General features: G+C 36.5%; 16 protein-coding genes and 1 pseudogene. 12 read left to right on the forward strand and 5 right to left on the reverse strand.

The annotated features are described in order from the left end of the window. Positions 1–143 precede the first annotated feature (143 nt). The 8 genes from JOC74_RS13805 (at position 144) to JOC74_RS13840 (ending at position 9,766) form a co-directional block, all read left to right on the forward strand. Positions 144–1,523: an amino acid permease gene (locus JOC74_RS13805; protein ID WP_053605262.1), complete on the forward strand. Its 1,380-nt coding sequence runs from the start codon at positions 144–146 to the stop codon at positions 1,521–1,523. A 539-nt stretch (positions 1,524–2,062) separates the two neighbouring features. Then, the gene (gene brnQ, locus JOC74_RS13810; RefSeq protein ID WP_053605263.1) at positions 2,063–3,484 is read left to right on the forward strand and encodes a branched-chain amino acid transport system II carrier protein; all 1,422 of its coding nucleotides are present in this window, start codon (positions 2,063–2,065) and stop codon (positions 3,482–3,484) included. A gap of 399 nt (positions 3,485–3,883) precedes the next feature. Further along, a complete protein-coding gene (locus JOC74_RS13815) occupies positions 3,884–5,614 on the forward strand; it encodes a fumarate reductase/succinate dehydrogenase flavoprotein subunit (protein WP_053605264.1) in 1,731 nt (576 codons plus the stop codon). Beyond that, positions 5,568–5,831: a 4Fe-4S dicluster domain-containing protein gene (locus JOC74_RS13820; protein ID WP_245212957.1), complete on the forward strand. Its 264-nt coding sequence runs from the start codon at positions 5,568–5,570 to the stop codon at positions 5,829–5,831. The genes JOC74_RS13815 and JOC74_RS13820 overlap by 47 nt, the downstream gene beginning before the upstream one ends. A 59-nt stretch (positions 5,832–5,890) precedes the next feature. Next, positions 5,891–7,000 (forward strand): ABC transporter substrate-binding protein, encoded by a 1,110-nt coding sequence (locus JOC74_RS13825; RefSeq protein WP_053605266.1) that lies wholly within the window; start codon positions 5,891–5,893, stop codon positions 6,998–7,000. Beyond that, a complete protein-coding gene (locus tag JOC74_RS13830; RefSeq protein ID WP_053605267.1) occupies positions 7,000–7,794 on the forward strand; it encodes an ABC transporter permease in 795 nt (264 codons plus the stop codon). Before JOC74_RS13825 ends, JOC74_RS13830 begins: the two co-directional genes overlap by 1 nt. A 25-nt stretch (positions 7,795–7,819) precedes the next feature. Further along, complete coding sequence (locus JOC74_RS13835; protein WP_053605268.1) at positions 7,820–8,587, forward strand: ABC transporter ATP-binding protein; 768 nt, start codon at positions 7,820–7,822, stop codon at positions 8,585–8,587. Between the two features lie 15 nt (positions 8,588–8,602). Beyond that, positions 8,603–9,766 carry a helix-turn-helix domain-containing protein gene (locus JOC74_RS13840; protein WP_211086187.1) on the forward strand — a complete coding sequence of 388 codons (1,164 nt, stop codon included), beginning with the start codon at positions 8,603–8,605 and terminating at the stop codon, positions 9,764–9,766. 234 nt (positions 9,767–10,000) lie between these two features. Here JOC74_RS13840 and JOC74_RS13845 read toward each other — a convergent pair whose 3' ends face one another. Beyond that, entirely contained in the window at positions 10,001–10,207 is a 207-nt protein-coding gene (locus JOC74_RS13845; protein WP_053605271.1) for a hypothetical protein, read from the reverse strand. 322 nt (positions 10,208–10,529) lie between these two features. Between JOC74_RS13845 and JOC74_RS24465 the strand changes: the two are divergent. Both JOC74_RS24465 and JOC74_RS13850 read left to right on the forward strand, forming a co-directional pair. After that, a pseudogene (locus tag JOC74_RS24465) lies at positions 10,530–10,826 on the forward strand (YndA family protein); the annotation flags it as partial. Positions 10,827–10,972: 146 nt separating this feature from the next. Next, entirely contained in the window at positions 10,973–11,311 is a 339-nt protein-coding gene (locus JOC74_RS13850; RefSeq protein ID WP_053605272.1) for a hypothetical protein, read from the forward strand. Between the two features lie 209 nt (positions 11,312–11,520). Here the strand turns inward: JOC74_RS13850 and JOC74_RS13855 are convergent, their stop codons facing one another. The 3 genes from JOC74_RS13855 to JOC74_RS13865 form a co-directional block, all read right to left on the reverse strand. Further along, a complete protein-coding gene (locus JOC74_RS13855) occupies positions 11,521–11,889 on the reverse strand; it encodes a hypothetical protein (protein ID WP_053605273.1) in 369 nt (122 codons plus the stop codon). 68 nt (positions 11,890–11,957) lie between these two features. Next, positions 11,958–12,392 carry a hypothetical protein gene (locus JOC74_RS13860; RefSeq protein WP_053605274.1) on the reverse strand — a complete coding sequence of 145 codons (435 nt, stop codon included), beginning with the start codon at positions 12,390–12,392 and terminating at the stop codon, positions 11,958–11,960. Positions 12,393–12,801: 409 nt separating this feature from the next. Beyond that, positions 12,802–13,383, reverse strand: coding sequence for a TetR/AcrR family transcriptional regulator (locus tag JOC74_RS13865; RefSeq protein WP_053605275.1), 582 nt, complete (start codon positions 13,381–13,383; stop codon positions 12,802–12,804). Positions 13,384–13,611: 228 nt separating this feature from the next. Here JOC74_RS13865 and JOC74_RS13870 point away from each other — a divergent pair, with 228 nt between their 5' ends. Next, a complete protein-coding gene (locus JOC74_RS13870) occupies positions 13,612–14,328 on the forward strand; it encodes an SDR family oxidoreductase (RefSeq protein WP_053605276.1) in 717 nt (238 codons plus the stop codon). A gap of 130 nt (positions 14,329–14,458) precedes the next feature. Here JOC74_RS13870 and JOC74_RS13875 read toward each other — a convergent pair whose 3' ends face one another. Further along, complete coding sequence (locus JOC74_RS13875; RefSeq protein WP_053605277.1) at positions 14,459–15,301, reverse strand: aldo/keto reductase; 843 nt, start codon at positions 15,299–15,301, stop codon at positions 14,459–14,461. Between the two features lie 336 nt (positions 15,302–15,637). Here JOC74_RS13875 and JOC74_RS13880 point away from each other — a divergent pair, with 336 nt between their 5' ends. Next, on the forward strand, positions 15,638–16,093 hold the full coding sequence (locus JOC74_RS13880) for an AraC family transcriptional regulator (protein ID WP_053606178.1): 456 nt from the start codon (positions 15,638–15,640) through the stop codon (positions 16,091–16,093). The last annotated feature ends 155 nt before the right edge of the window (positions 16,094–16,248 follow it).

The raw sequence follows: 16,248 nt of genomic DNA on the forward strand, positions 1-16,248 counted from the left end.
AAAAATTTATTGGAATAATTTTTTGCCGTGGAATTAACTGATAATATGTTAAACTCTTATCTAGATGTTAATTTGCTATCAATTGATTATTAAAAATTTATGATCAGCAAAAAATGCAAACAGATTAGAGAGAAGGAAATCATATGCAAGAACAAAAATTGTCGAGAGGCCTTAAAAATAGGCACGTACAGCTAATCGCTATTGGCGGGGCAATCGGAACTGGATTATTTCTTGGTGCTGGAAAGTCTATTCATTTAGCAGGACCATCGATTTTATTTGCTTACATGATTACAGGAGTAATTTGCTTTTTAATCATGCGCGCACTTGGAGAACTACTCTTAACCAATTTAAAATATAATTCTTTTGTTGATTTTATTAAAGACTATTTAGGTAACATGGCAGCGTTTATCACTGGATGGACTTACTGGTTTTGCTGGATTTCAATTGCAATGGCCGACATAACAGCAGTTGGTCTCTATACCCAATTTTGGTTTCCTGATCTGCCACAGTGGATTCCAGGATTAATTGCGCTTGTCATTTTGTTAATTATGAACCTTGCAACCGTAAAACTTTTTGGTGAAATGGAATTCTGGTTCGCATTAATTAAGGTTATCGCGATTCTGGCACTAATTGTTATCGGTATTTTCATGATCATAAAAGGTTTTTCTACCAGCTCAGGCCCATCTAGTTTCACGAATCTATGGAGTCACGGAGGCATGTTCCCAAATGGCATAAATGGATTTATCCTCTCATTCCAGATGGTTGTGTTTGCGTTCGTTGGCATTGAACTTGTAGGACTTACAGCAGGTGAAACAGAAGACCCGGAAAAAGTTATTCCAAAAGCAATCAATAATATCCCTATTCGGGTGTTAATTTTCTATATCGGCGCACTTATTGTCATTATGAGTATTTATCCGTGGAGCGCCATCAACCCAATGGAAAGCCCATTCGTCCAAGTCTTTGTTGCGGTTGGTATCGCTGCAGCTGCTGGGATTGTCAATTTTGTCGTTCTAACATCCGCAGCTTCTGCATGTAACAGCGCCATTTTCAGTACAAGCCGGATGGTCTTCTCACTGGCCAAAGATAAAAATGCACCTGTACCATTTACAAAACTTACGTCCCATAAAGTGCCATCCAATGCATTGTTCTTTTCAACTGTTGTCATTCTCATTGCGGTTGTTTTGAACTATGTTATGCCAGAAGGAGTATTTACGCTGATTACAAGTATTTCTACAGTATGTTTCCTCTTTATTTGGGGAATTACGGTCATCTGCCATTTGAAATACCGTAAAACAAGACCGGATCTAGCGAAAGTGAACAAATTTAAATTGCCGCTTTATCCATTTTCCAATTACTTGATCCTTGCTTTCCTAGCATTCGTTCTTGTCGTGCTGGCACTTGCAGAAGATACTCGTGTCGCCTTGTTCGTAACGCCCGTTTGGTTTATTTTGCTGATTGCGATATATAAGTTGCGGAAAACGAAGACGAATCAAGCGGAAGAGGGAAAGGTAGTAGGAAAATAAGCCATCGGGGTTTATAGTAAAGATGCAAAAACCCCTGTCACTTGTTTTGATCTAGAAATGTACGGAGTAATTCTCTTTTTAGAGAGAATTACTTCCTTTTTTCTTTTAGGCTATAATTTAGCATCACGGATGATCATACCAATAATTTGTAATTTAACTTATTTTGTGTGCTGCACAAATTTGTATGTTAGTATTTTACCAATATAGCAGTTTCATATTCGAGAGTGTAGATTCTTTTCAAAAAAAGTGTTTGGAACGAACTTTGGTTTACCCTCTTGATTTATATAGGTTTAGCATGGTTTAATTATGGATGGCAAAAATGATATATCAATAAAGGGACTATAATCGTCAGTGATCAGCCCCGTCAAATAGACTTTTTTAAAAAGCTACACTACCTTTCTTCGGTAATCGACGACTGGAGAAAGGTTTGTAGTTTCTTTTACGGTTGAAAATGATAACAAATATATTTGTAGGATGATTTTTCTGATAATTATATTTTTTCAATCGGTGTAATTGATTAATTTATTGGAGGTTCTAATATGGAAAATAAAATACCTTTTTCCTTTATAGTCATAATTGGTTTAATGTTATTTGCTCTATTTTTTGGGGCAGGAAATTTAATTTTTCCTGCAATGCTGGGTCAATCAGCAGGATCAAATATTTGGTCAGCTAATATGGGCTTTTTACTTACAGGTGTTGGTCTGCCGTTACTCGGTGTATTGGCATTTGGGTTCTCTGGTAAAGAAGATTTGCAATCCTTAGCAAGTCGTGTCCATCCTATTTTTGGCGTCGTATTTACTACTGTTCTATATTTAGCAATAGGACCATTATTTGCTATGCCGCGAACAGGAAGTGTTTCTTTTGAGATAGGGGTAAAGCCGTTCATATCAGAAGGTTCTAGTTCTATTGCTTTACTTGTTTTTACAATCGCCTTTTTCAGTATTACGTGTTTTTTTTCGCTTAACCCCGCGAAAATTGTCGATATTGTAGGAAAAATCTTAACGCCGATAAAATTAACATTCATTGGTATCTTAGTAGTTGTTGGATTCATTTATCCGATTGGGAAATTTCAAGCACCGACAGACAATTATACAACTCACTCCTTTTTTAATGGATTTCAAGAAGGATATCTAACAATGGATGCTCTTGCATCGTTTGTTTTTGGAATTATTATTATTAATGCCATTAAAGAAAAAGGAGCTAAAACAAAAAAACAAATTATAACAGTTTGCGTGAAGGCAATAGGAATTTCTGCTGTTATCCTTGCAATTATTTATACAGCTCTATCCTATATAGGTGCTTCCAGCGTAGGAAAACTAGGTCATTTAGAAAATGGAGGAGCAGTATTAGCGAAAGTTTCAAACTATTATTTTGGAAGTTACGGCGGCGTGTTATTAGGACTAATGATCACCGTAGCTTGCTTAACGACTAGTGTAGGACTTACTACTTCTTGTGCTGCCTATTTTCATAAATTATTGCCAGCCATATCTTATAAAAAACTCGCAATTGGTTTATCTGTTTTCAGTACCATAGTGGCTAATATCGGTTTAACTCAATTAATTTCTATTTCCGTCCCTGTACTATCGATTATTTATCCATTAGCGATTGTACTGATAATCCTAACTTTCTTTCATCCATTATTTAATGGAAAGTCTGAAGTTTATCAAGGAAGCATGTTGTTAACCTTTTTTGTAAGTTTAGTAAGCGGGATAAATGATTCTGGTATACTCATTCCAATCGATAAATTTTTTAGTCACTATCTTCCTTTTTATGAAATCCTAAATGATTCTGCTTTAAACATTTCAATTATTAATAAATTTTTCAGTCATTATCTTCCTATGTATGATATAGGGTTAGGATGGGTTATTCCTGCTATTGTCGGTGGTCTTTTAGGACTTGGAGTAAGTATGCTGAAAAATAATGAACAGATTAAATATAAATCAACAGTATTAGACAAATAAAAAAATTTCAGGGAGCCTAGAGGTTACTTAGGCTTCTTTTTTTACTAAATTTTTCATCAATTTAGTTGAAGGATCATAAATATGATCAAACTTATAAAAAATCGGTTTTCCAAATAAATTTAAATGGAATGAGCGACCATTCGAGATGGTAAATTTTGTTCATTTTCATCATTGTTCCTCATTGGTCTTTATTTCTAATCATGTTATTGTCTTCTTTTAATTGGTATGGTAAATTTATTCTAAAGTTTTAATCCCAACCAAATACATTGGTTTTGTTTGTGTTCTGACCGGTCTACCGGAGGTACTCATCTAATTTCTTAGATAGGTGCCTCTTTTTTTGTTGAGGTTATAAATAAAAACTGAACAAAACAAAGCAAAAAAAGAGGGGAATGAAAGCAATTGGAGACAAGAGAATATGTAACAGATGTTCTTATTGTAGGTGGGGGAACAGCTGGGACAATGGCAGCAATTAAAGCCAAAGAGACAAATCCTGATTTGAATGTCCTCATTCTAGATAAAGCAGATATTCGAAGAAGTGGTGCTATTTCTATGGGGATGGATGGTTTAAATAATGCTATTATTCCAGGTCATGCTACCCCAGAGGAATATACTCTAGAGATAACAGCTTCTAATGATGGAATAATTGACCAAAGAGCGGTTTATCGACAAGCGAGTGAGTGCTACGAAATCGTTAAAGAGTTGGATTCGTGGGGGGTAGACTTTGAAAAAGACAACCAAGGTAATTATGTTGTCCACCGTGTCCATCGAAAAGGAAAATATGTTCTTCCAATGCCAAAGGCTAATGACCTTAAACTCATATTAGCTAAAAAAGTTAAAAAAATGAGAGCTAAGGTTGTTAACCGGGTTATGGTAACTAGATTATTAACCATAGGAAATCAAGTAGTTGGTGCCTTAGGTTTTGATGTATTCAAAGGAGACTTTATTGTAGTTAGAGCAAAAGCGGTTGTCCTCACAGCTGGTGCTGCCGGACGAATGAGCCTTACTGACAGTGGATATTTATATGGAACTTACGAAAATCCAACCAATTCAGGTGAAGGATATGCGATGGCATATCATGCCGGAGTGGAACTAACAGGAATTGAATGCTATCAAATTAATCCAACAATGAAGGATTACAATGGTCCTGCTTGTGCCTATGTCGCTGGACCATATGGTGGATTTACAGCTAATGCAGAAGGGAACCGAGTAACAGGATGTGACTATTGGAGTGGCGAGTTGATTATGAATATGTGGAAGCTGGCTAATAAAGGAGAGTGGCCGCTCTATTTAAAAATGAACCATCTTGATGATGAAATAGTAAGTAAAATTGAATCCATTTTACATAATAATGAACGACCTAGCAGAAGTACGTTCCACGCAGGAAGAGGAAATGATTATCGAACAGATATGGTCGAACTTCATTTTTCAGAAATTGGCCTATGCAGTGGACATAGTGCAGCCGGTGTCCTTGTTAATCATGAAGCGGAAACCTCGATGAAAGGTCTTTATGCAGCAGGAGATATGGCTTGCGTTCCACATCAATATTTGTTGGGGGCCCTTACATTTGGGAAAATCTCCGGGATAAATGCCGCTAATTTTGCAGCAAAACAAAGCTTGCTTGAGGTGGACGAATCACAAATCTTCGAAGAAAAAGAGCGAATTCTTAAACCGCTTTCAAATCCTAACGGTGTACCACATCATCAAGTTGAATACAAAATCCGTCGTATTGTCACACAATATATGATGCCGCCAAAAACAACGGTAAAACTGGAAATAGCTCTCGAGAAAATTGCTCATTTTCGAAAGGTTGATATGAATCTATTAGGGGCAAAAGATCCTCATGAACTTGGGCGTGCCTTAGAGATTTATAGTATTTTAGATTGTGCTGAAATGATGGCAAAAGCATCATTATTTCGAAAAGAGAGCAGATGGGGATTTTATCATTATTTCTTAGATTATCCGCAAAAGGATGACGAAAACTGGTTAAAAAGGGTCATCGTAAAAAAGGAGCAAGATGGCTCGATGAACATTTTTTCAAGAGAACTGCCAGAACTTATTTTAGAGCCTAACGGAAGTAATCATAATGACGAAGTGGAAAAGGAGATACAAAATGAGCAATCTGTCTACTAAATTGGTTCCCCAACGTGCAGAAGCGAGTATCATTATTGATCGAGATAAATGTATTGGCTGCAATATTTGTGTTCAAGTATGCCCTATGGGTATTTTGGCACTAGATAAGGACAAAAAGGCATACATGAAATATGATGAATGCTGGTATTGCACACCTTGCCAAACTGATTGTCCTGTTGATGCTGTGACCGTCAATTTGCCTTACTTAGTTCGTTAAAAATAACATTGGGTGCTGGAAAATTTATTACCCGGCACGAAAAGTAAGGAGTGAACAGAATGTTTGTTAAAAGAAAATTCTTATTATTCTCATTATTCTTATTAACTGTCTCCTTAGTCCAAGGCTGCTCTGGTCAGGTAAACACCAAAGCAGATTCAGCGGACGCAAGCAGCAATGGAAAAGAGACAATAACAATTGGGTATCAAACACCAACTGCTCAAACGTGGGGAGCGCTTATCGTAAAGAATCAGCGTTTATTTGAAAAATATTTAAAAGAACAGCATCCTGATAAGGATTTTAATATTGTTTGGTTTGATGCAAATGCTGGATCTATTTTAAATAACAACATGGTGGGCGGAAAAATCCAAATTTCTTTTTTAGGTGATATGCCTTCATTACTCAATGCGGAAGCTGGTTTAAAACAGTCGAATTATAATTCTGTATTTCTGGCTTTTGATGGAAAAGGATATGAAGGAATAAATCAATCCATTGTAGTGCCTAAAGGAAGTAAAATAACGAGTATAGAGGATCTTAAAGGTGAAACGGTATCCACACCGATCGGAAGCAGTTCTCATCGCATGCTTCTTGATGCCCTGGAACAGCATAATTTAGTCAACGAAGTGGAGATTGTGGATCAGTCTGTAACGGTTGGAATGCAGAGCGTTGAACAAAATAAAATTTCTGCCCATTCAACATGGGAGCCATACCCTAGTTTAATCGAATCCAATAATGTTGGCGATATTTTATTATCTGGAGAGGAAACAAAAATAGACTATTTAGCTGCAGTTGTTGCCAATGCAGATTGGGCAAAGGAGAATCGGAGCTATGTTATTGCTTTCCTTCAAGCATTAAACGAAGCGCACCAACTAGCATTGAATGACCCAAAAAAAGCAGCTCAAATTTTCCAGAAAGAAAGTAAATTTCCTTACGAAATTACATTAAAAATGGCAGAAAATATTAGGTTTGATTCGACTGTTTACCAAAAAGATATCGATACGTTAAATAGCAGTATTGATTTTTTAACAAGCATTGGACGATTAAATGAAGCTATTAAACTAAAGAATTTTATTGATGATAGCTATTTAAGAGAAGCCATTAAACAACAAGAAACGCCATACTTAACAGATGAAGAGCTTCAAGGAGAGTGGATTAAGGAGAGGGTGTATTAATGGTTGCACTTACAAAACGTATAACAGCATTAAAACAAAATGCCGGCCATTATCTTGTTCGAAGCTTAGCTGTTATAGTATTACTTCTTGTGTGGCATTTCTTGGTGATTAAAAACACCAATTGGCCCCTGCAATTCGGAAATCTTCCACAACCTATAGATGTATTAACTGTGTGGTATCAGAAATTATTTGAAGCTGCATACTACCGGGATATCGCAGCCAGCACCTTACGTGTATTAGCTGGTGTTGTCCTAGGAATAGTAAGCGGGGTGCCGTTAGGACTTTGGATTGGCCTTTCGCGCACGAAAATAAGCGAAGCGCTTTTTACGAATCTCGAATTGTTTCGTCCAATTCCGCTTATTGCCTATTTGCCGATTGCGATGATTTTGTTTAGTACAATAGAAAGCAGTATTATTTTCATTACATTTATTGGGGCTTTTTTTCCTATTTTTATTAATACGATGGATGCGGTAAAACGCGTGCCATCATCATTTGTAGATGTTTCAAAGTGTTTAGGTTGTGGTCCAATTCGATCCATTTGGAGAATTTACCTTCCAGCTGTTTTGCCGCAAATGTTTACCGGGCTTTCAGTCGGAATTGGGGCATCATGGATGGGAGTTATTACAGCTGAAATGATGTCTGGGCAAAAAGGGATCGGTTATGCAACGTGGTATGCTTATAACTTAATGGATTATAATCTTTCAATTATTGGGATGTTCACAATTGGTATTCTGGGGTTTACTTCTGTAGTTCTTATTAGAAGTATCGAAAGGTACATCATTAAATGGAAATAACATTCAAATGTTGGGAGAGATCATTATGCTTGTTACACTCGAGAATGTTACAAAGGCATATCATGCAGGCGGGCAAAATGTAGAAGTACTTAGTAATCTATCAATGTCTATTCAAGAAAAGGAATTTGTTTGCATAGTAGGGCCATCAGGAAGTGGAAAAAGCACAATCTTAAAAATGATAGCCGGAATTGAAGAGACAACGAGCGGGAATATTCGTTTTGAAGGTCAAAAGATTGCCGGTCCTTCTCTAGAAAAGGGATTTGTCTTTCAAGATTATGCGCTGTTTCCGTGGTTAACGGTCAGAAAAAACATTTTATTTGGCCTGGAAATGGCCAATGCAAATTCAGTATTAAAGAAAAAACGTTTAGAAGAATATTTGGATTTACTTGATCTGGAGAAAGCTGTTGATCTTTATCCATCTCAATTATCAGGAGGGATGAAGCAGCGAGTAGCGATAGCGAGAGCTCTATGTTTAAAACCGAAATTGTTACTAATGGATGAACCTTTTGCAGCCCTGGATCCGTTTTTGCGTCAGAAATTACAGCTAGAGCTTTTACGTATTTGGAACGCTGAAAATATAACATTTGTTCTTGTTACACATGATATAGAAGAAGCAATTTATCTCGCTGATCGAATCATTGTTCTAACACCATCACCAGGCAAAATTAATGAAATAATATCAGTCTCTTTACCGCGTCCCCGTCTTCGAACAAGTCAGGAATTTATTCAAGTTCGAAATAAAATTCTAGATTTAATTACGCCGCTAAATTTATTAGTATCATCTTATATTTAAAGGTGGGAAACTCAAATGTTAATCGAGCGTTTAAATCTAATGGATATGCAACAAGCAATGAATTATTTAGGTGTGAGTCGTGCGACAATTGACCGTTGGAGAAAGGATAAAGATCTACCATTTTTTAAAATCGGTAAAGAAGTGTTATTTAATAAGAATGAACTTGAAGAATGGATATATGCACATTCTATTAAGAAACAAAATGAGGTAACTACGGTAACAATCGGATATCAAAGCGGAACCGCACACATGTGGACTGCTTTATTAATGAAAGAATTAAAATATTTTGAAGAAGAATTGTATGTTCACTTCCCAAGTCAACGAGTCTTGATAAAATGGTGCAACGCGTCAAGCGGGTTGGAGTTAGTAGAATTAATGATAAAAGGAGAAGTGCAAATTGCATCGTTAGGTGATTATCCTATGACAATTTGTAATGAGCTTAGTAAATTACTGCCAAATTTTAATTCAGTTATTTTAGGTTTTGATGGAAAGACAAGAAATGGGAGCGGTATTTCTTTTGTTACTCCAAAAGACAAGAAAAACAATTTAGAAGTATTGCTGCAATCTCCTATATCAACGGTTTCTAATTCAAGTGCTTATATCAGGCTGCAGTCGTTTCTATCAACACTAGGAGAAGAAGTTCATCCAAAAGTCGTTTACAAGCCAATGAATGAAAGTATGGAAAGTATTGTACAGCAACAGATTGGTTGTAGTGTCATGTGGGAACCCTATCCTAGCTTGATCAGCTATTATGGGACAGGAGAAATATTCGTTGACGAAGCAAAAGGAGGAGATTATTTAACTGGAATTGTTTCTGAAGAGAGCTGGATACGTAATCATGAAGGAGTGACAATTTCATATTTAAAAGCTCATTTACGTACACATCAACTAATACGAAATAATCCTGAAAAAGCTGCTCAAATATTGTCTGTATGTACGAACATACCTTTTGATGTCGTTTTTCAAATCATATCAAAAGTGCGTTGGGATTCTACTATATATAACCGTGATTTAGAGACATTAAATAAAATTAGTTCAAATACAATGAAGCACGTAAACGATAGTAATCCTTTTTTAGTGAAAGCCGAATATTTACAGTCGGCCATCGAAGAATTGAATTTACCAGTGATACAGCAACCTATAATACAAGGGGAATGGTCGATAGATATTTTGTATTAAACATTCGAACAATTAAATCCAAAACTAATTTGGTTTTTTTTAATATGCTTTTCGGTGAATTAAAGGGAGCGATACTTTAAGCTGTCCAAGGAAAGTCTTTGGAAAACAGTACTTTTCCCCGTTTTTTTGTTGAGCCTGTATTCTTCAAACATGCCATCTTTACCAATGATACGAAGGTCTATATACGAGTGTAAATCGGAGTTTTTTTTCTAATGAATCTCCGTAAAAAATCAGCTAATACATATCATCATTTAATAATTCCTTTTGATCAATATTGTACGTAAAGTAGTAAACGATTGAACTGAGTTTCCCTCCTATAACCAAGCTGGCCTTCAACTGCAACGTCCAATTTTTTCTCCGTTTAAACAGTTCTTCATAAAACAGAAGAGATTTTTCCAGTTCATTCACATAAATTGGTGTCGAGATTTTATAAAGCTGCATAATCGTTTTCTCCTTTTCTTTGGGCAATTAATCTATTTTAATAATTTAAAAAAATTTGGAACTATTGTACAAATTGTGTAACGAAAAATCAAATCAAAAGTATTTATCTCGGGCACTGCTCGACTGGATTAAACTAAATTTAAACTTCAGGTCATCTTAATTTTCCTTTCGGGATATAGAATTAGGTTATCAAATGAAGGGGAGGAAGATTTATGAAAAATCAAAAATGGTTGTTGTGGCATTTGCAGTTACGTTGTTAGTCCCTTCTTCTACATTTGCAAGCAGCACGTTTGCTGCAGGGGAATGAGATTATCTAGGGAGTGATGTCTTTACAAATCAAAGCAAAAACTTTAAATCAGGTGGAGGCAATTTTGCGATTTGTCTTAGCGCAGATAGTAAATCAGGTTATTATCAGTTATTTGAAGAAGATCCGTTTAATCCAGACGATAAGGTAGGATCTGGCCTCTATTTTAAGACAGCAGGTAGTAATGATTTCGATGCGGAAGGCTGTCATATCTTCAGAGATATCGGTGGATTTGTCGATGGCACTGATGATCAAGCCGAATTTTCTTTAGCAAAATACTCTAGTGGAAATTCAAGTGTACGTGCTTGGGATTGATTCGTAAAAGCCAGAATGAATGATGGTGAAAGGCGAACCGATTGGCTGTGAGGTAAAGCATTGATTTATAGAGAAAACTCGATACTTACCGTGCAGCTTCTTGGTTTGTTTATGCAGTGAACAAAAAACGTGATAGAGGGGTCTACATGAGAAAAGCGATATTAATGGTCACTATTGCCATTTTTCTTATTGGAGTGATTCATATTGCGGTGACTCCAATGACTTTTAATTCGTATATAATCGATGCTCTTTGGTTTGCGAGTGCTGGTTTTACGCTCATTTTTCTTGCTTTTTTAAATTATATTGTTATTAACATCAGGCAAAGGCAGACAAGAGTTTTTGTTGTGTGCCATATAGCGAATATTCTGTGTGCAATTTTGGTCGCGTTGATCCTTACGATTGCAGTTGCACCTCATATAATCTTCTTGTTTGTTTTATTAGTTTCTGAAACCTTGCTTGTCATGAGGTTTCAATTCTCTTCATAACCACTATTACTCTTTTTATTTGCTCTTGTATCAAGGTGCGCTATTTGTTGGATAATACTTTATTTTAAAGCTGCACTTACAATTAAGATTGATAGCATTGTAATAATACCATGGCAGGATCTACTGTAACTTTAAGAAGGTATAAAGACCTATAAACGCATGCGAAAAAATGGAGCTTCAAGAAATGAAGCTCCATAGCACCATCCTTGCTATATTTTCAACTCTGGCATAAATGCTGCAGGATTTAAAGCTGGGCTTTCGAGTATGATAGCAACCATACCTGTATCTGTTCCTACTTCATGCCATTCACCAGTCGCCCAAAAAGGTGCATGCCCTGCTGAAATCGAAACTTTCTCTCCATTATCTTTAGACACCCATCCTTCTCCTTGAACAACAAGAAAAAGCTGACTGATCATAACTTGCTGACGTCCTGTAGAATCTCCTGAATCAAAATGAGCACTTACAAGATTCAGTGTTTCAGGACTCTCGTCAACAATGATCCTAGATAAAATGTAATTATCATTCTCTAAACCTTCTACCGGTTTTCCAACTTCCCTATCAAATCTAAAAATTCTCATTTTTTGAACGCTCCTTCATCATTTGAAATAAAACGTAGAAATGATCCATCCTCAAAATACAATGAATGTTAGTAAGATACTCCCCCATCGGCAGCGTCTTTTCTATTAACTTCCTCAAGTAAATCCCAAATGAATTTGCCAACTTCTATAGCAATCCCAATCATTTGTGCAATATTAACCTTTGGAGTCCACGCATGTATGACTGCCAATCTTACTGTCCGGTTAGCAATAGATGGATCAATGTGTTCACTCCATGGTTCAAGACGATCACTTCTTCCAATCTTTGTCCCATCGACCCCATACCTGCGCTGGGCTGTCGTACCAATCACAACACCATTTTCATCTACCATTAATACCTGTACGCCTCCTGTGTAACCACCAAACCAAGTTACACTTCTTGTGCGCGTAAATGCATTGATAACCCCTTCTGCATTTAACGTTGCATCTGTGGTCATATAATGACCTGCACCTAGATACGAATCTACATGAACACTAGCTTCCATAAGAGTTTCATACCTCCTTTTGTAAATGACACACAAGGATATGATTATGTGCGGGTCTATAGAAAGGTGCCTAAAGCACTATGGTGTTTTGAAATTTTTTACAGGGAAGCAATTAGATTATTCAAATTTTATACAACATTAATAAGCCTCCCTATATTAATAGATAGGAAGGCTCTAGGTTTATTAGTTCAAAATTGAGGCTGCACCGTTTTATCTTTTTAGATTTTTTTTCTAGAATAGTATTTTTATGGCAATTAAGAATAATATCTGGAGAGATGATAAAACGTGTTTTCATTGTTGGTTATAGATATTATTTAGTGTGCTGATATTCACTGCAATCGTTACATAATTTATCGAGTGGTCGAAGGCACAGGCTTTTTGTTTACCCCAGAAAACGAGTTTTGCAACACTAGCTGCAAATATTATTTCTTTCAAATAATTTCCACGTGTGCTCTGCCATGAATTGAGGTGAACGCGGCATATGGTTCAGAATCCACCACTCTACGGTTCCAACGAAGGCTGAGGCCGTATATTGTGTAATCAATTCGTTATCCATGCCCTGATTGATGCCCTGCATATCGAGCTTCTCCTGAATGGTAGTAGTAATGATTTTCAACATGCATTCCCGGAATGTCGAAGTTTTTGGATTGGAGAGCATAGAAGAAAAGAATAGAAAATTCTCCTCGAAATAAATAAATAAAGACTTCATCGCTTCAATTGCCTCAACCTGATTACCTTTTTTCTGCATAAACTTGGTGAACGTGCATGAAAGGATCATTTTGTCCAAATGGTCCTTTATACATTTATTGAGCAGGTCATATTTATCCGTGTAGTGAAGATAAACGGTTCCCCGATTTACATCGGCTCGTTCAGAAATATCATTAATTGTGATTCGATCGAATTCTTTCTCGGAAAACAGTTCTAGAAACGCCTTGTTAATGGCTGCTTTTGTTTTTAGGATTCGTCTATCAGTTTTGGTTGCGGTCCCCATTATTCAAATTCCTCCTTTAGTTAATCAACAATTTTCATACAGTTGTTGTATATCAAACAAAAGCGTATATATTAACGATTGAATTCACTTCTTTTCTTTCTATAATAATAATCAACGGCAGTTAAATATTCAACAAATGTTTAAAAATATTGCATGAAAAAACGCTGTCGAATAATGAGATATACAGTAAGGAAACAACCAACAAATCTCTTTAAGGAGCGATGGCAATTGGAAAATTTGAAGTCTAAGGTGATCATTATAACGGGAGCATCTAGCGGAATTGGAGAAGCAGCAGCTAAGTTATTGGCCAAAAACGGAGCAAAACTTGTTTTAGGTGCAAGAAGAGAAGAACGTCTAAAAACCATCGTGAACGAAATTGAACAGGAAGGCGGTGAAGCTGTTTATTTACAAACCAATGTGACTTCTGCAGAAGACATGCAAAAGCTGGCACAGTTTGCATTGAAACAGTATAGCCGAATCGATGTTCTTGTAAATAATGCTGGAATAATGCCAAATTCTGCGTTGAGTGAACTGAAAATCCATGACTGGGATCAAATGATTGATGTGAACATCAAGGGAGTCCTGTACGGTATAGCTTCGGTTTTGCCGACAATGAGGGAACAGAAATCAGGACATGTTATCAACATTTCCTCGCTTATGGGTTATAAGGTCATTCCAACTACAACTGTATACAGCGCCACCAAATTTGCCGTTCGCGCCATTACGGAAGGGCTGCGCCAGGAAGAATCGCCGACCTCTCGTATCCGGACGACCAATATCTCACCGGGAATGACAGCGACTGGGGCGGTTAGTGAACCTCAATTCCAAGATTATCCGAGCATTTCTCCAATCAGTGTCGCAAGAGCAATTGCACATGCAATTAATGAACCTGAGGATGTCGGAGTTAACGAAATTGTGATTCGACCGACGTTGCAATCAATATAAACCTCTCTTTTGACTAAATGCAGTTAGAATGAGCCAATCCGCTGTTTTCATGTAAGTTGCGAATCTCTTCTTAATAAAAAATAAAGCGCACCACTTATTCTTAAAAGTGATGCGCTTTTACTACAATTATTTAAAATTCTTCATAAGTAGCAGGATCTTGATCGTTAATTCTGCCATCTGGGCGAGTTAATTCAGCGATAATTTTCATTTCTGTTTCATCTAGGGAGAAGTCAAAGATTGATATATTTTCGAGTTGTCGTTTAGGAGATGCAGATTTAGGAATTGAAATGGCCCCGATTTGATAATGCCAACGTAAAATAACTTGAGAAATCGTCTTGTTGTGATTGTTAGCTATCTGTTGAATCGTGTCATTGCGCAAGACTTCACTTGCTCGAGCCAATGGACTCCAAGATTCTGTCGCAATGTTTTTCTCTTCATGGAACTTTCTTTGCTCTTCTTGGTTGAAAAATGGATGTAATTCGATTTGATTAATACTTGGCAAAACGCCAGTTTCCTTTTCTAAATGCTCAATATGTTCAGGTAAGAAATTGCAAACACCAATAGAACGAATAAATCCCCATTTTTTAGCATCAATTAATGCTTGCCAAGCTTCCACGTAGTGATCTTGCTTAGCGTTAGGCCAATGAATAAGATATAAATCATAATAATCTAGATTTGCGCGGTATAAGGATTCTTGAATGGTCGTCACAGCTTTATCATAAGTATGATAGCGACCTGGTAATTTTGATGTAATTCTTAATTCTTCTCTTGGAGTAGAACTGCGTCGAACGGCTTCACCTACGGTTCCTTCGTTTTCGTAATTATAAGCAGTATCAATTAGTCGATAGCCTACGTCAATTGCACTTGTTATCCCATTGGCACCTTCATTTCCATTCAGTTTATATGTACCAAAACCGATAGCTGGCACGGTAAGACCATCATTAAGTGTGATCTCTGGAATTGATTTACTCATAACTGCTCACTCCTTTCAATAATATTTTAAGATTTGGGACATATATGAATCAAAGTATTTGCTTGAATAAGAAAGAGTAGAAGCTTTCAAAACCAGCTAAAGCTTGAAATTGAAAAACTCTCCTCAGAACATGGATATAGAAAAGTGGTAGAAAACGGATGCGACTCAATTTGCTCGAAATAAGAAAATTTCCGATAGTTTTTGATTACCAAGAAGGTACTCAAAAAAAGGAGAAGGCCCGGAAAAGTGATAATTTTAAAAATTTAGATGATTCTTTTTTTATATCATGATAAATTTTGGAATGTAGTAAATATTGATATAAAAGGAGAAAAGAATATGAATATCAAGATTGAAAACTTACCGAAATACCGAATTGCATATGTGCGACAAGTTGGTCCATACGGTCCCGATAATGTCCAAGCGATGAAAAAATTAAAAAACTGGGCTAAGGAGAACAATCTTCTTGCCAAAACAGCAATAATACTTGGAATTTCGCAAGACAACCCTGAAACAACTTCTCCTGAAAACTGTCGCTATGATGCCTGCATCGTTATTTCAAACGATTATCAAATTAATGATTCCGTTAGTGAAAGTGAACTTCCTGGCGGGAAATATGCTATTTACAAAGTCAAACATACAGCTGAAGACATTCAAAAAGCGTGGACTGAAATTTTTTCCGAACTACTAAACAGTGGCTATCAAATTGATACCAAGCCGATTTTTGAAAGATACATTGATGATATGGTTTATAGTGATTATTGTGAAATCTGCGTTCCTGTAAAAGTCGTTTAGAGCTCGTCAACCCTGATTGAAAATTATTTAGTCTGAAATGGTAAACTTTCACAACTTGATGGCCTGAACGTCTGCAGTGAACTCATTCACATCAGACGGATTCAGGTGAAGGTAACCCATGAGTACAATCATTTTTGTTCATCTTTTTTGCTTAA

Origin of the sequence: Bacillus capparidis, from assembly GCF_017832095.1 — a bacterium.
GTDB classification, from domain to species: domain Bacteria; phylum Bacillota; class Bacilli; order Bacillales; family Bacillaceae; genus Bacillus; species Bacillus gobiensis.

Coding starts and splice junctions, on each gene's coding strand:
- brnQ (WP_053605263.1), top strand. CDS start 2,063: ATGGAAAATAAAATACCTTTTTCCTTTATAGTCATAATTGGTTTAATG.
- JOC74_RS13805 (WP_053605262.1), top strand. CDS start 144: ATGCAAGAACAAAAATTGTCGAGAGGCCTTAAAAATAGGCACGTACAG.
- JOC74_RS13835 (WP_053605268.1), top strand. CDS start 7,820: ATGCTTGTTACACTCGAGAATGTTACAAAGGCATATCATGCAGGCGGG.
- JOC74_RS13820 (WP_245212957.1), top strand. CDS start 5,568: ATGACGAAGTGGAAAAGGAGATACAAAATGAGCAATCTGTCTACTAAA.
- JOC74_RS13880 (WP_053606178.1), top strand. CDS start 15,638: ATGAATATCAAGATTGAAAACTTACCGAAATACCGAATTGCATATGTG.
- JOC74_RS13855 (WP_053605273.1), bottom strand. CDS start 11,889: ATGAGAATTTTTAGATTTGATAGGGAAGTTGGAAAACCGGTAGAAGGT.
- JOC74_RS13865 (WP_053605275.1), bottom strand. CDS start 13,383: ATGGGGACCGCAACCAAAACTGATAGACGAATCCTAAAAACAAAAGCA.
- JOC74_RS13830 (WP_053605267.1), top strand. CDS start 7,000: ATGGTTGCACTTACAAAACGTATAACAGCATTAAAACAAAATGCCGGC.
- JOC74_RS13845 (WP_053605271.1), bottom strand. CDS start 10,207: ATGCAGCTTTATAAAATCTCGACACCAATTTATGTGAATGAACTGGAA.
- JOC74_RS13860 (WP_053605274.1), bottom strand. CDS start 12,392: ATGGAAGCTAGTGTTCATGTAGATTCGTATCTAGGTGCAGGTCATTAT.
- JOC74_RS13825 (WP_053605266.1), top strand. CDS start 5,891: ATGTTTGTTAAAAGAAAATTCTTATTATTCTCATTATTCTTATTAACT.
- JOC74_RS13840 (WP_211086187.1), top strand. CDS start 8,603: ATGTTAATCGAGCGTTTAAATCTAATGGATATGCAACAAGCAATGAAT.
- JOC74_RS13850 (WP_053605272.1), top strand. CDS start 10,973: ATGAGAAAAGCGATATTAATGGTCACTATTGCCATTTTTCTTATTGGA.
- JOC74_RS13875 (WP_053605277.1), bottom strand. CDS start 15,301: ATGAGTAAATCAATTCCAGAGATCACACTTAATGATGGTCTTACCGTG.